11 protein-coding genes are annotated in these 13,861 nt (G+C 38.4%); 10 read left to right on the forward strand and 1 reads right to left on the reverse strand.

The window, feature by feature from the left end; translation table 11 throughout:
- Positions 1 to 109 precede the first annotated feature (109 nt).
- Both IGJ32_RS02775 and IGJ32_RS02780 read left to right on the forward strand, forming a co-directional pair.
- Complete coding sequence (locus tag IGJ32_RS02775) at positions 110 to 2,206, forward strand: VWA domain-containing protein (RefSeq protein WP_373169046.1); 2,097 nt, start codon at positions 110 to 112, stop codon at positions 2,204 to 2,206.
- Positions 2,207 to 2,309: 103 nt separating this feature from the next.
- The gene (locus IGJ32_RS02780; protein ID WP_342081604.1) at positions 2,310 to 3,194 is read left to right on the forward strand and encodes a diacylglycerol/lipid kinase family protein; all 885 of its coding nucleotides are present in this window, start codon (positions 2,310 to 2,312) and stop codon (positions 3,192 to 3,194) included.
- A 286-nt stretch (positions 3,195 to 3,480) separates the two neighbouring features.
- On the opposite strand, the gene IGJ32_RS02785 is transcribed toward IGJ32_RS02780, so the two are convergent.
- Positions 3,481 to 4,170, reverse strand: a complete 690-nt coding sequence (locus IGJ32_RS02785) for an N-acetylmannosamine-6-phosphate 2-epimerase (RefSeq protein ID WP_081127794.1) — start codon at positions 4,168 to 4,170, stop codon at positions 3,481 to 3,483.
- A gap of 344 nt (positions 4,171 to 4,514) precedes the next feature.
- Here IGJ32_RS02785 and IGJ32_RS02790 point away from each other — a divergent pair, with 344 nt between their 5' ends.
- The 8 genes from IGJ32_RS02790 to IGJ32_RS02825 all read left to right on the forward strand — a co-directional run bounded on the left by IGJ32_RS02790 (position 4,515) and on the right by IGJ32_RS02825 (position 13,576).
- Positions 4,515 to 5,708, forward strand: a complete 1,194-nt coding sequence (locus IGJ32_RS02790; RefSeq protein WP_034699715.1) for an MFS transporter — start codon at positions 4,515 to 4,517, stop codon at positions 5,706 to 5,708.
- 172 nt (positions 5,709 to 5,880) lie between these two features.
- The gene (locus IGJ32_RS02795) at positions 5,881 to 6,207 is read left to right on the forward strand and encodes a nucleotide pyrophosphohydrolase (RefSeq protein WP_342081603.1); all 327 of its coding nucleotides are present in this window, start codon (positions 5,881 to 5,883) and stop codon (positions 6,205 to 6,207) included.
- A 51-nt stretch (positions 6,208 to 6,258) separates the two neighbouring features.
- A complete protein-coding gene (locus tag IGJ32_RS02800) occupies positions 6,259 to 6,981 on the forward strand; it encodes a class A sortase (protein ID WP_342081602.1) in 723 nt (240 codons plus the stop codon).
- 257 nt (positions 6,982 to 7,238) lie between these two features.
- A complete protein-coding gene (gene licT, locus IGJ32_RS02805; protein WP_342081601.1) occupies positions 7,239 to 8,090 on the forward strand; it encodes a BglG family transcription antiterminator LicT in 852 nt (283 codons plus the stop codon).
- Positions 8,091 to 8,210: 120 nt separating this feature from the next.
- Positions 8,211 to 10,079: a beta-glucoside-specific PTS transporter subunit IIABC gene (locus IGJ32_RS02810; RefSeq protein ID WP_342081600.1), complete on the forward strand. Its 1,869-nt coding sequence runs from the start codon at positions 8,211 to 8,213 to the stop codon at positions 10,077 to 10,079.
- Between the two features lie 14 nt (positions 10,080 to 10,093).
- On the forward strand, positions 10,094 to 11,536 hold the full coding sequence (locus IGJ32_RS02815) for a glycoside hydrolase family 1 protein (RefSeq protein ID WP_034699721.1): 1,443 nt from the start codon (positions 10,094 to 10,096) through the stop codon (positions 11,534 to 11,536).
- A 336-nt stretch (positions 11,537 to 11,872) separates the two neighbouring features.
- Positions 11,873 to 12,634 (forward strand): formate/nitrite transporter family protein, encoded by a 762-nt coding sequence (locus IGJ32_RS02820; protein WP_010719935.1) that lies wholly within the window; start codon positions 11,873 to 11,875, stop codon positions 12,632 to 12,634.
- Positions 12,635 to 12,874: 240 nt separating this feature from the next.
- Entirely contained in the window at positions 12,875 to 13,576 is a 702-nt protein-coding gene (locus tag IGJ32_RS02825) for a GntR family transcriptional regulator (protein WP_010719934.1), read from the forward strand.
- Positions 13,577 to 13,861: the final 285 nt, after the last annotated feature.

A 13,861-nucleotide genomic window follows, 5' to 3' on the forward strand; every position in this document is an offset into this window, starting at 1 on the left:
TTTTTTTAGCTCAGAAAAGATTCCAGAAAATTTATACTAGCAATTGTTGAAAAAATTCTAGGGTTTTAATAAGGATGGGGAAATCTGTTGGTAGAAAAGGAGAGAAATGATGGGAACGAGAAAAGACAGCTATTTCAAGATAGTGATTTTATTCGTAGGATTAATGAGTATTTTACTGGGAATAGGGATGCAAAAATCATTTGCGGAGACGGTTGATTTTGCTTATACCGATTCTACGGGACAACGTTTAACAAATGGAACAGCAGTAGGGAATACCTATAATTATGATTATGGCCATGCACCAGAAGCTGTATTTGACGAGGAAAATTATGTTAATTACGCTGACCGAGCGTATTTAAAAAAGAGTGTCAAAGAAGATAGCAAGACACAAGGTTTATTTGACGTCACGTTAGATGTGAAAGGTAACCAGATCGGAACACCGATTGATTTAGTTTTGGTGATCGATTATTCTTCCTCCATGACTGGCGAAAAATTAACCAATGCTTTAATCGGATTACAACAATTTGGCAATGAATTAGCGGATTCGTTAGCTAATGGGAATATCCGCGTGGGGATCGTAGCATACAATCGAGAGGTTTATTCAACAAATGGTTTTTCAAGTAATATGAATGACTTAGAGAACTTCTTGAAATATACCGCTGAGTCACATTCGGGAACATTTATGCAAAAAGGATTATTAGCAGGGCAACGGCTATTATTGGAGAAAAGTCGGCCAGAAGCGGAAAAACTATTTATTCATATTGGTGATGACAGTGCCAATCGTAGTTATCTTCCAGTACAAGGAGCGAAAGAGTATCCAAATGAGGGAGAGATCATTGATTATAATGGCTACCATACCGATCATTATATTCAAGATTTTCAAACTGATTCTGACAAATACTATACGACGAACAGTAACCCTTCTGATCCCAATGCAATTTCTGTTAGTAGTTCAGTTGTGACAGATGCGACCTTAGGAACGATTGTTTCTCTCAAGCATTCGGGTTTTACCTGTTATTCGATAGCGACAGCACCTTCTGCTCGAGGGGAATATATTGGGCGAAACTTAGCTTCTAAACCGCAACAATACCTTACAACCGATGAAAATCTAAGCGGTTTGGGTTCTGCCTTAACAGAGATCGCCAACCAAATTGATAAAACGATTCCTAATGGTACGATCACTGATCCTATGGGGCAAGACATTTTACTCCAAGGAGCGGGTGAGTTTAATGAACGCTCCTATCAATTAGTCGGTTGGCGAAAAAATGAACAAGGAAATTGGGAACAAGCCAATGATGTAGTGGCTGATGTAGTTGTATCGGAAGCGAACCAAGCGATTACGATTGCAAATATTGCATTAGGGGAAAATGAACGGCTTACGTGTACCTATCAAGTCCGTTTAAACACTGAAAATACTCATTTTAAAGGCGAAACTTGGTATTTGTGTAATGGACGGACAACGTTAGCACCAACAAATGAAAGTGAATTACTTGATTTTCCAATCCCTTCAATCAAGGCACCGACAACCACAATCCAAGTAGCAAAAAAATGGAAAAATGTAGCGGCATCCGAGATCCCAGAGACTATTGACTATGTGATTCGCAGGAGTTCGGTCGTTGATCCTACGAGTTGGCAAAGTTCAGCGGTGCTTTCTTTAAGAAAACAAGATAATTATCAAGCGACGATCAAGGAACTGCCAGTGGGCAACGAAAAAGCGGTCTTACCAAAATACAATAATCAAGGAGAAGACTTTACTTATCAAGTAGCGGAAGTGAATGTACCTGATGAGTTTGAGAGTACCGTAACCAATAATGGCAATTCTTTTGTGATCACGAATACCAAAAAAACGACCGAACCAAGCACAACAGAACCAAGCACAACAGAACCAAGCACAACGGAGCCAAGCACAACGGAGCCAAGCACCACGGAACCAAGCATAACGGAGCCAAGCACAACGGAGCCAAGCACAACGGAACCAAGCACCACAGAATCAAGTATGACCGAATCAAGCGTCATCGACTTAAGAAACTCTGGACCAAGTACAACTAAAAAAGAGACGATGCTCCAGATTGCTTCTGAATCTTCGACTGATTCTGAAGCAGAACATTTACCAAAAACAAATGAACATTCCTCGTCCATTCTGGTCTTTCTGGGAACGATGATCGTCGGATCGGTGGGTTATTATTTGATTCGTAAAATAAGATAGCCAATCAGCTGGTGTAGCTCAGAATGTCTGAAACTAGATGTTCTGAGTTTTTTTGTGCTATAGTTTAGTCAAAGTCATGTTGTGAAACGAAGGGGGAAACAGGATGAAAAAAGCGTTGTTGGTCGTTAATCCAAGTTCTGGAGGAGAACAAGCACAAGAATATGAAAAACTGGCCCATCAAAAGTTAACCACGATGTTTGATGAAGTCGTTGTTCTTCATACGAAAAAAGCTGGAGATGCCAAGAATTTTACTCGAGAAGCAGCAGTGGATAGGTATCACAGCGTGTTTGTCATGGGTGGAGATGGTACTGTTAATGAAGGAATCAATGGGATCGCTGAACAAGCACATCGTCCAAATTTTGGTTTTATTCCGTTAGGAACAGTCAACGACTTAGCCCGTGCTTTAGGCATACCGTTAGAACCCGAAGAAGCTATCGCTCATCTTTCAATGGATGCGTTGCAACCATTAGATATTGGGAAAATCAATGACCAATATTTTATGAATGTCGTGGCGATCGGGACCATTCCTGAGTCAATCAATGATGTAGATCCAGAAAAGAAAACAAAATATGGTAAGTTTGCTTACTTTATCTCAGGAATCAAGCAATTGGCTGGAACCCAATCTTATAAATTCCAGTTAGTCATTGATGGGCAGGAAAAACAAATTGAAAGTAGTACATTGCTGGTAGGATTAACTAATTCAATTGGTGGTTTTGAAACATTGATACCTAATGCTAAAGTAAACGATGGCAAATTGCACTTGGTTTATTTAAAAGATACTTCATTGTTAGATACGTTAAAAACATTGCCTGATTTGTTAAAAGGTGTGGATTCTTCTACCGATCATCTGGCTTATCAAACCTGTGAAACGATCCAGATTGCTTTGGATGAAGACCAAGAATTAGCAACAAATGTGGATGGCGATGGAGGTGTCAATCTGCCTGTCACATTAAAAGTTCTTCCTTCTCATCTGATGATTTATTGTTGAGAAACGAGGGGGAGAATCATCTTTCTAAGCTGTTGATCTGAGTCATAGCCTTTGTTTTGAACAGTAAGTCCAATTCCTGTTATCTGATGTCGATTTTAAGCGGATCTGAGAATCTGGTGAGGAAGAGGTTGTGAGTAAAGTTGGAATAATGAACTGAAAAACAGCCAGGATGAGGTTGAGGCAAATTTTGGCTCAGTCTCGTTCTGGCTGTTTTTGGTTAGTTCTATTTAGCTGATTTAGTTAGAAGGACGAAAAAGCATTTCTCCTGAAAAAATGAAGGAGTCTCTTAATCTAATGCTTCGATAAAGCGTTGAGCAATTTCTTGAGGGCGTGTGATCGCACCACCTACAACGATGCCAGCTACGCCTAGATCTTTGACTTGTTTGGCTTGTTGTGGCGTGTGGATCCGACCTTCTGCAATAACGCATATATCAGCTTGGATCAGTTCTTGGATGAGTGGGAGATCAGGACCAGCTTGTTTCACACTTTCTTCTGTATAGCCGCTTAAAGTTGTCCCTACAAAATCAACTCCTGCTTCGTAAGCATTCTTTCCTTCTTCAAAAGTGGCGATATCAGCCATCAATAATTGTTGTGGATATTTTTCTTTGACTTTAGCAATGAATTCATTGATGGTCAGACCATCGTGGCGTTTGCGTAAAGTACAATCTAAAGCGATAACTTCAACCCCTGTGGCTACTAGTTCATCAACTTCTCGCATGGTTGCTGTGATAAATGGCGCTTCAGGAGGATAATCACGTTTAATGATACCGATGATCGGCAGGGCCACTTTTTCTTTGATCGCCATAATATCCCGTACTGAGTTCGCACGGATACCAACAGCTCCTGCTTTTTCAGCAGCTAAAGCAAAATAAGGCATCAAACTACCTTCTTCTGTATAAAAAGGTTCTCCAGGTAAGGCTTGGCAGGAAACGATCAGCCCACCAGCAATTTTTTCTAAGAATAATTGTTTGTCCATTCTGTTTTTCTCCTTTATAGTTTTTTTTTCAGTTTCACAAAAACGTTTCGCAAAGAGCTAAGGCTATGCGAATGATAGCAAAAAAGTGATTACTTAGATAACGGTTATCTAAGATAAATTGCTTGATCAGACAAATAAGCGGTTTAGAAAAACGCTTTATTTTTTGACTACAAAATAAGTGTAGCGATTTCGTAATTATTGAGCAAGTGATAGTTCTCAAAAACAGCGTAGATCAGTTGAGTGAATGAATTGACATAAAAAAACAAAAGTTCTTGCTTTTTTCTTGATTTTTATATATGATTTTAACAATTTAGGGTAAAAATGAAAGAAAAGGGGTAACAAAAATGACGAAGTATCAACGGAAGGTTTTATTAGCAACATCATCAGGGATTGCATTAGAGAATATGGATATCATGTTCCTAGCTTTTTCTTTATCTTCAATGATTGCAACTTTTCATATTAGTGGAACGCAAGCGGGAATGATTGCGACGATCACTAATTTGGGGATGCTCGTTGGAGGTATTTTTTTTGGTCTGATGGCGGATAAATATGGTCGAGTAAAGGTGTTCTCTCAAACGGTTATCTTATTTTCAATTGCTTCATTATTGATGTATTTTTCTTCAACGATTTATTTAGTCTACTTGTTTCGGTTTATTGCCGGAATCGGGGCTGGGGGCGAGTATGGCGCTTGTATGTCTTTGATCTCTGAAACTTTTTCAAAAAAACAAATTGGACGAGCTTCGTCCATTGCTGGTATTGGAGCCCAAGTAGGCGCGGCTCTAGCTGCTATTTTGGCGGCAATCGTCATTCCATGGCTCGGGTGGCGCATGTTATATGTGATTGGTGTATTACCTGTATTATTAGTTTTAGTCATCCGACATGGCTTAAAAGAACCGGAGGCATTTCAAGCTGCGAAAGCAACTAAAAAGGCAACAAAGTTACGCAATCTATTTGAAACAAAACAACTTACTTGGCAGACGATTGGCTTGAGTCTTATGGTGACTGTCCAAATTGCTGGTTATTTTGGTTTGATGAATTGGTTACCTTCGATCATGCAAGCACAATTAGGATTATCCGTTTCAGGTTCGTCTTTATGGATGGTGAGTACGATTGTGGGGATGTCATTAGGTATGTTGACTTTTGGGATCATCATGGATAAATTAGGTCCCAGAACAGCCTTTACTTTATTCTTGATTTGTTCAGCGCTCTCGGTCTTCTTACTCGTTTTAGCTCGTAGTCAATGGAGTTTAGTAGCAGCAGCGGTGGTTGTTGGTTACTTTATCAATGGCATGTATGGCGGCTATGGTGCAATCATTAGTAGCCTGTATCCTACTGAGATCCGTGCAACAGCCAATAACTTTATTATGAATTTAGGTAGAGCTGTAGGTGGATTTTCTTCGATCATTATTGGCTTTTTGATGGATCATTATCAATTATCTGCTGTGATTATTTTTCTAAGTAGTATTTATCTTGTCAGTCTAGTGGTCTTGTGGACACTTACTGGTGTAAAAGAATTAAAATTCAGCTTACAAGAATAACATCCATTGGTGTAAGTTATCAGTGGATAAGTAACATCCGTTATCATTTTGCTTTATAAAAAGATCGTTAAATAAATACGTATATTTTATTTTATCTAGGTAAATATACTTATTTTCTATTAAAAACATGGTATGATTATTAGTAATCGAATAAAGAAATAGGTGAATGTTCATGGATAGTATGGCGAAAGTCAATCAATTTAGAGACGAAAGAAATTGGCGACAATTTCATAACGAAAAAGATCTTGCAATTTCTATTTCCTTAGAAGCTTCTGAATTACTGGAACTTTTTCAATGGAAGCAACCAGAAGAAGTGAAGGAAACTTCATTAGAACAAATCAAAGAAGAACTGGCAGATGTCTTGATCTATTCTTACATGATGGCTGACAATTTACAGTTGGATCTTGATGAAATTATTGAAGAAAAATTAGCAAAAAATAAATTGAAATATCCAGTAGAAGCAAGTCGAGGACAACGAAAGAAATATACAGAACTTTAAGTGTGAAACTACAGGTTGCGTTTATTTTAGCTAAATAAGGGAGGCAAGTGAATGAAGGAAAAACCAAGCAAAGGTCGAGTAAAAAGATGGATCGCCAATTTTTTCTTATTTTTACTATTATTGGTTGGATTAGCGTTAATTTTTAATGAACAGATCAAAGATTATTTTGTTAAAAATACCGGAGATAAATACGCAATTGCCAATGTGACAAAAGATGAAATCAAGAAAAACAACAAAAAAGAGGCAAGTTTTGATTTTGATGCAGTGGAGTCAATGAGTACGGAAAGTGTGTTGCGTGCCCAATTGAATCGAACGGACTTACCAGTTATTGGTAGTATTGCTGTTCCTTCTGTGGCAATCAATATCCCGATTTTTAGAGGTTTAGATAATGCGAACTTGCTTTATGGTGCGGGGACATTAGATCCTAATCAGCAAATGGGAAAAGGAAATTATGCTTTAGCGAGTCATCGTTCGAGCAATCCACAACTATTATTCACGCCACTAGAAAATTTATCATTAGGAGATAAAATCTATTTGGTAGATTTGGAAAATGTCTATACGTATAAAGCAACCTTTAAAGAAAAAGTGGCACCGACGGAGACCCAGCTGTTAAATATCCAAGAAGGAAAATCGCTCGTTACGTTGATTACGTGCGGAGATATGAATGCGGTGACTCGATTAGTCGTTCAAGGTGAATTAGAGAAGGTAACACCAATGAAAAAAGCGACGAAAGAAATGAAGGCAGCATTCAATATGGAAACACGAACATTTTAGACGAAAATAGTTAATGAAAAACCGACGATTGCTAGTTCGCTCGAATAGCTAATAGTTTTCGTCGGTTTTTTAATTTCTCATTTTTACAATTACTAAAAAAAAAAAAGTTGAAAAGGCTTGCAAAAATAAAAGAAGGGTGCTATGCTTGGTTCAGATAATCGATGGATTGTTACTGCTCGGCAGGCAAAACCAGAATTCAACCTAAAGTACAGGGGGATTCTAGGTTTTTTTATTTTTTTATGAGAGGGCGAGGGAAAATGGTTATTGAAAAAGTCTTAAATAATAACGTCGTCATTTCAAAAAACGAACGAGGTGAAGAGATTATCTGTATGGGCAAAGGCCTCGCGTTTCAAAAAAGACCTGGTGATAGGATTGATAAAACAACAGTTCAAAAAGAATTTGTTTTAAAAGATTCCTTAGCAACCAATCAATTTCAACAGCTGATGGCGGATGTCCCATTAGAAGAAGTAGAACTAGTCAAGCAGATCGTTGATGTGGCGGAAGAACGATTAGGCGTTTCGTTGTCGTCAAATATTTATTTGACATTGACCGATCATATCCATTATGCGATTTGTCGAGCAAACGAAAATATCCAGTTACCAAATCCGCTTCTTTTTGAAACGAAGAAATTTTATCCGAAAGAATACTTGGTGGCCAAAGAAGTATTGCAATTGATTCAGAGAAAAGTTGGAGTCAGTCTACCGATTGACGAGGCAGGATTTATTGCTTTTCATTTAGTGAATAGCCAACAAGGAAATGGGGATATGCAAGTCACGATGACTGCAACGACGATCGTTAGAGATATTCTCAGCATTATTAGTAAGTTCTTTGGTGTGACATTTGACGAGGAATCGTTGAATTACCAACGAATCATTACCCATTTACAATTTTTTACACAACGCTATTTAAAAGGCGAAAGTTCGGATGAGCAGGATGAATTTCTCTATGCGCTCGTTCAAGGGAAATATCCAAAAGCCTTCCGTTGTTCGGAACGGATCAATGACTATCTCTTAAAAACACAAAAGGAACCAATGGGAGTCGCAGAACAAATCTATTTAACGATTCACATCCAACGTGTAGTGAGTGAAAAGCAAAGTACCCAATCTTAAGGATTGTTACTGGTAAAGCAGGCAAAACCTAGATTGAAAAATAGGGCACGAATTTTCGTGACCGTTTTTTCAATCTAGGTTTTTTATTTGATTAAATCAACTAGAAAGAAGGAAAAGAAGATGGATAATCAAGCAGTTGGTAAAAGAGTATGGGAGGCAGTCGGAGGTGAAAAGAATGTCAATAGTTTAGTACATTGTGCGACACGTTTACGTTTCAAATTAAAAGATGAATCGGTCGCAGACACACAAAAGTTAAAACAGGATCCAGATGTGATTCAAGTAGTACAAAGTGGTGGTCAGTACCAAGTAGTTATCGGTAGTAATGTGGCTGACGTTTACCAAGCAATCGTTGATGAGCAAGGTCTGACAGATCAATCAGGAACAGAGGATCAGTCAAAAAATCCTTTGAATCGCTTGATTGATATTATTTCTAGTATTTTCACGCCATTTTTAGGCGCAATGGCAGCTGCAGGGATCTTAAAAGGATTTTTATCTTTGGCAACGGTGTTAGGGTGGCTTTCAGCGGATACTGGGGCTTACCAAATTCTATTTGCAGCCGCAGATGGTGTCTTTACCTTTTTACCAGTGATGTTAGCTTTTACTGCAGCCAAAAAATTCAAAACGAACCAATTTTTATCTGTGGCAATTGCTATGGCGTTAGTTTATCCAGCAATCACGCAACTAGCTGGAGCTGGAGGGGCAGTGGATTTCTTTGGATTACCAATCGTGTTAGCTCAATCAGGTTACACATCTTCAGTGATTCCGATCATTTTGGCTGTTTGGGTCCAAAGCAAATTTGAACCGCTGGTGAAAAAAGTGATTCCACAATTTTTACAAATGATTTTTGTACCAATGATCGTTTTATTGGTGATGGTGCCATTAACTTTCTTACTGTTAGGTCCAATCGGGACAGTTATCGGTAATGGGTTAGGTAGTCTATTTAATTCGATTTACAGCTTTAGTCCATTAGTTGCGGGCTTGATTATGGGAAGTTTATGGCAAGTGTTCGTAATGTTTGGGATGCACTGGGGCTTTGTACCGATCATGTTCTTGAATATTGAACAATATGGGTTTGACGTCATGGTTCCAATGCTTTTACCAGCCGTTTTAGCTCAAGGTGGTGCAGCCTTAGCAGTGGCGATTCGGACCAAAGATACTAAGCTTCGTTCATTAGGTATTTCATCTACAATTACCTCACTTTTTGGCATTACGGAACCAACCGTTTATGGGGTAACTTTACCGTTAAAGAAACCGTTTGTCGTTGCTTGTCTGTCAGCCGGTATCGGAGGCGCAATGATTGGTTTTGCTGGTGTGAAAGCTTTCTCTAGCGGGTTAGTAAGCTTGTTAACGATCCCAACGTTTATTAGTACGAACCAAGCAGTTGAATCCAATGTGACCATGGCAATCCTTGCGACAGCTCTTTCATTTGTCTTAGCATTCGTAGGTACGCTGATCGTTGGATTTGATGAAACCGTCCAAGATGAAAAACTAGAAACAAATCAACAAACAACAGCAGGTGACACGATTAGTTCTGCTCGACATAATCTAAAAAGTCCTTTAAGCGGGAAAGTCCTGCCATTATCTGATGTTCCGGATAAAGTTTTCTCTTCTGGAGCGATGGGAAAAGGGCTTGCGATTGATCCGGAAAAAGGTGAATTGATTGCGCCAGCAGATGGGGAGATCACGACCATTTTCCCAACAGGTCATGCGGTTGGTTTAACAACGAAAGATGGAATTGAAATCTTGATGCATATCGGTATGGATACCGTTGAGCTTGAAGGACAATGGTTTGAGACTTTTGTAAAACAAGGGGATCAAGTAAAAGCTGGTGATTTATTGGTTCGATTTGATATTGAAGCGATTAAAGCCGCTGGATACAGTGTGATCACGCCAATCGTTATTACAAATACGGAACATTTTGCTGATGTGTTGGAATTAAATCAAGAAGAACTGATTGCTAGTGAAGATTTTCTAGCAATTGTCAAATAAGGAGGAAATAGCAGATGACTACAAAGTTTTCAAAAGATTTTTTATGGGGTGGCGCTACAGCTGCTAATCAATTAGAAGGTGCTTACGATCAAGATGGGAAAGGGCTCTCAGTTGCTGACGCGATGCCTGGGGGGAAACAACGATTTGCAGTTATTGGCAGTGAAGACTTTGATTGGACGATCCAACCAGATAAATATACCTATCCTAACCATCAAGGGATCGATCATTATTATCGGTTTAAAGAAGACATTGCGCTTTTTGCTGAAATGGGCTTTAAATGTTATCGTTTCTCCATTGCTTGGACTCGGATTTTCCCTCAAGGAGACGAAGTAACACCGAATGAGAAAGGTTTAACCTTTTATGAAGAAGTGATTGATGAATGTTTGAAATATGGGATTGAACCTGTGATCACGATTTCCCATTACGAGATGCCATTAAATCTAGCAAAAAAATATGGCGGGTGGAAAAACCGAGAACTGATTGATTTTTACGAACGCTTTGCTAAAGTGGTGCTTGAACGATTCAGCGATAAAGTCAAATATTGGATGACGTTCAATGAGATCAATTCAGCTTTTCATTTTCCAGCTTTGAGTCAAGGATTAGTAAAAAGTAATGGTGCGGCTGATTATCAAAATATCTTCCAAGCATGGCATAACCAATTTGTAGCAAGTAGTAAAGCAGTAAAAATCGCTCATGAATTACGGGAGGATAGCCAAGTGGGTTGTATGATTATCTATGCAACGACGTATAGCATAGATGCTAATCCAATCAATCAAGTAGCTACATTGATCCAGAACCAAGAATTTAATTTCTTCTGTGCAGATGTTCAAGTACGGGGCAAATACCCGGCATACACAAACCGCACGTATGAAAAATATGGCGTAGATAGTGCCAAATTAGAACAAACGACTGAAGATTTTGAGTTGTTGCAAGCATATCCAGTCGACTATATCGGTTTCAGCTATTATATGTCTACTGCAGTCAACGAAACGGACCCAGATGCAGCGGCCTCAGCTGGTAATCTTTTAGGTGGAGTTAAAAATCCGTTCTTAGAAGCCAGCGAATGGGGATGGCAGATCGATCCGGAAGGTTTACGGATTGCATTAAACGAGTTGTACAACCGTTACGAAAAACCATTGTTTATTGTTGAAAATGGGTTAGGCGCAATTGATAAGGTAGAAGAAGACGGGCGCATCAATGACGATTACCGTATTGATTATTTACGTCGTCATATCGAAGCGATGGGAGAAGCGGTAGCTGATGGTGTGGAACTCATGGGATATACACCATGGGGATGTATTGATCTGGTAAGTGCTTCGACTGGTGAGATGAGTAAACGTTATGGATTTATCTATGTTGATTTGGATGATGAAGGGAACGGAACCAAAAATCGTTCAAAGAAAAAATCTTTTGAGTGGTATCAAAAAGTCATCGCCACCAATGGAGAAGAACTGTAAGTTTGTATTCATGATAGAACCGTTGTTTACTAAGAAATTAAGAATAGTTCATTTCTGATAAAGAAAATAAGGTCATTTTTGACAAATCACTGTCGAAAATGGTCTTTTTTCTATTTGATCGAGCGATTCATTTTACTCTTGTTGTTCTAAAGAAAAAAATCACGAGATGTGGGAAAGTCTCACTTGTGTGCCCTGTCATAGAATGATAAAAAAATATCGGTTATTTTAAAATAATCATAGGGATTAGGAATGGAAGATGATATAATCTAAAATGAAAATGTGAAATAAATCACTATTGTTTTTGAAAAAATATGGGAAGTGTGGGTTTGAACATCTATGTATACACCAGAAGAAATTATGGATATCAGTATCCATCTTGGAACGAAAAAGATCCAAAAGCCAATTCTTGCGAAATTGATTCTAGGTTTTATCGGAGGAGCAATGATCTCGTTAGGTTATTTAGCCTACATCAGAGTTTCAGCTTCGATTCCAGAATCACTGGCGAGTTTAACTAGTTTAGTAGGGGCGGCTGTGTTTCCTATCGGACTATTGGTGATCCTGCTCGGTGGCGGGGAATTAATTACTGGAAATATGATGGCGGTTGCAATTGCTTTTATGGATAAAAAAGTAACTTTTTCACAATTAGTTAAAAATTGGACAATTATCACGTTAGCTAATATCGTGGGTGCCATTTTTGTTGCATATTTCTTTGGACACTTTGTCGGATTGACTCATTCAGGCGTTTATTTGGACCAAGTCATCCATATTGCTGATCATAAGATCGAAGCTTCTTGGTGGCAAGCACTTGGTTCGGGAATTGGTTGTAACTGGTTTGTCGGCTTAGCATTATGGCTATCCTATGGAGCAAAAGATGCAGCTGGAAAAGTATTGACTATTTGGTTTCCCGTAATGATTTTTGTTGCCATCGGCTTTCAGCATAGTGTGGCTAACTGCTTTGTGATCCCAGCCGCAATTTTTGAAGGACAAGCAACTTGGACAGAATTTCTCTTGAATTTTATCCCAGTTTATATCGGTAACATTGTCGGCGGTGCAATATTCGTATCAGGATTTTACTATGCAAGCTATAAGCATCATTGAAAATAAGCATGTTGATCGATAAGTTAGAAGACTAATAAGAACATCGAAGTTTGCGTTTTGCTTACTTTGGTGTTTTTTGTAACTGATAAAATAATTTCTTCCTATTATAATTTTATAGATAAAAAAGAAGAACTATTGTCTCAATCCTCAATCCACCAACATAGCTAATCCATGGCGTTTATATTCTTTTTTTATTTTTTATGTGCTATGATTCTAGTAATAAAATCGAAAGGTGAAGTTATGAAAAGGACACGTGTACTATACCTAGAAGTTGCAGACAAGATCAAAGAAGATATCTTTTCAGGAAAGTATCCTGTCGGCACCATGTTGCCTACAGAAAATGAATTAGAAGAAATGTTTCAAGTAAGTAAGATCACGGTTCGTAAGGCCATTGAATTATTAGCAACAGATGAATATGTCGAAAAGAAAAGCGGACGAGGGACGACGGTAGTAAGTAATCGTCCATACAATCGTTTGTCAAAAGCGGCAAGTTTTACACAGATTCTAGAAAACTCACAACATACAGTTCACAAAGAAACGTTGGAATTAAAGAAAATCACTTTAAAAAAAGATCACCCATTATTTGCCTCTTTTGGTTCAACGGCTGTCTGTTTTAAGCGATTATACTACTTAAACGACCGTCCTTATATTTACTTTACGCATTATCTGCCAAGTGATTTGTTAGAAATCAAGCGCAAAGTATTTGATGAAGAGTCTTTATATCGTTTATTGACCCAAAAAGGTTATGCCATCGACTCCTTTGCCGATGATTTTTCCGCTGTGTTTCTAACAAAGGATGAACGGGAAATTTTAAAAACTACCTCAGAGATCGCGATTAAAAGAACGCGACAATCAAAGACCCACTTGGGGAAAACAATCGAATATTCAGAAGCAATTTACGAGACCAATCTGCATCCTTATCATATAGACTATGAAACATAAGGTTGTTTAAAAGGTGGTCTGCTTCAAGTAATAACGAGCGTACTTATAAAATAGCTTTTCATATTTTGTAAGTACGCTCGTTATTACCGCAGAAGCAACCTTTTAAACACCGTCTATCAGGAGGTAAAAGCCTCAGGTTAAAGGCTTACCAGAAAATAGCTTTTCATATTTTGTAAGTACGCTCCTTATTACCGCAGAAGCCATCAGATACATGGGTCAAGATATTCGCAGGTGTTTTTTTGTGATGGGGGAAGGATTGTGTATTTTTAGGATAAGCTTCCTTAG

The organism is Enterococcus sp. DIV1639a (assembly GCF_050530445.1).
GTDB classification, from domain to species: Bacteria; Bacillota; Bacilli; order Lactobacillales; family Enterococcaceae; genus Enterococcus_B; species Enterococcus_B hirae.

Coding starts and splice junctions, on each gene's coding strand:
- IGJ32_RS02775 (WP_373169046.1), top strand. CDS start 110: ATGGGAACGAGAAAAGACAGCTATTTCAAGATAGTGATTTTATTCGTA.
- IGJ32_RS02780 (WP_342081604.1), top strand. CDS start 2,310: ATGAAAAAAGCGTTGTTGGTCGTTAATCCAAGTTCTGGAGGAGAACAA.
- IGJ32_RS02785 (WP_081127794.1), bottom strand. CDS start 4,170: ATGGACAAACAATTATTCTTAGAAAAAATTGCTGGTGGGCTGATCGTT.
- IGJ32_RS02790 (WP_034699715.1), top strand. CDS start 4,515: ATGACGAAGTATCAACGGAAGGTTTTATTAGCAACATCATCAGGGATT.
- IGJ32_RS02795 (WP_342081603.1), top strand. CDS start 5,881: ATGGATAGTATGGCGAAAGTCAATCAATTTAGAGACGAAAGAAATTGG.
- IGJ32_RS02800 (WP_342081602.1), top strand. CDS start 6,259: ATGAAGGAAAAACCAAGCAAAGGTCGAGTAAAAAGATGGATCGCCAAT.
- licT (WP_342081601.1), top strand. CDS start 7,239: ATGGTTATTGAAAAAGTCTTAAATAATAACGTCGTCATTTCAAAAAAC.
- IGJ32_RS02810 (WP_342081600.1), top strand. CDS start 8,211: ATGGATAATCAAGCAGTTGGTAAAAGAGTATGGGAGGCAGTCGGAGGT.
- IGJ32_RS02815 (WP_034699721.1), top strand. CDS start 10,094: ATGACTACAAAGTTTTCAAAAGATTTTTTATGGGGTGGCGCTACAGCT.
- IGJ32_RS02820 (WP_010719935.1), top strand. CDS start 11,873: ATGTATACACCAGAAGAAATTATGGATATCAGTATCCATCTTGGAACG.
- IGJ32_RS02825 (WP_010719934.1), top strand. CDS start 12,875: ATGAAAAGGACACGTGTACTATACCTAGAAGTTGCAGACAAGATCAAA.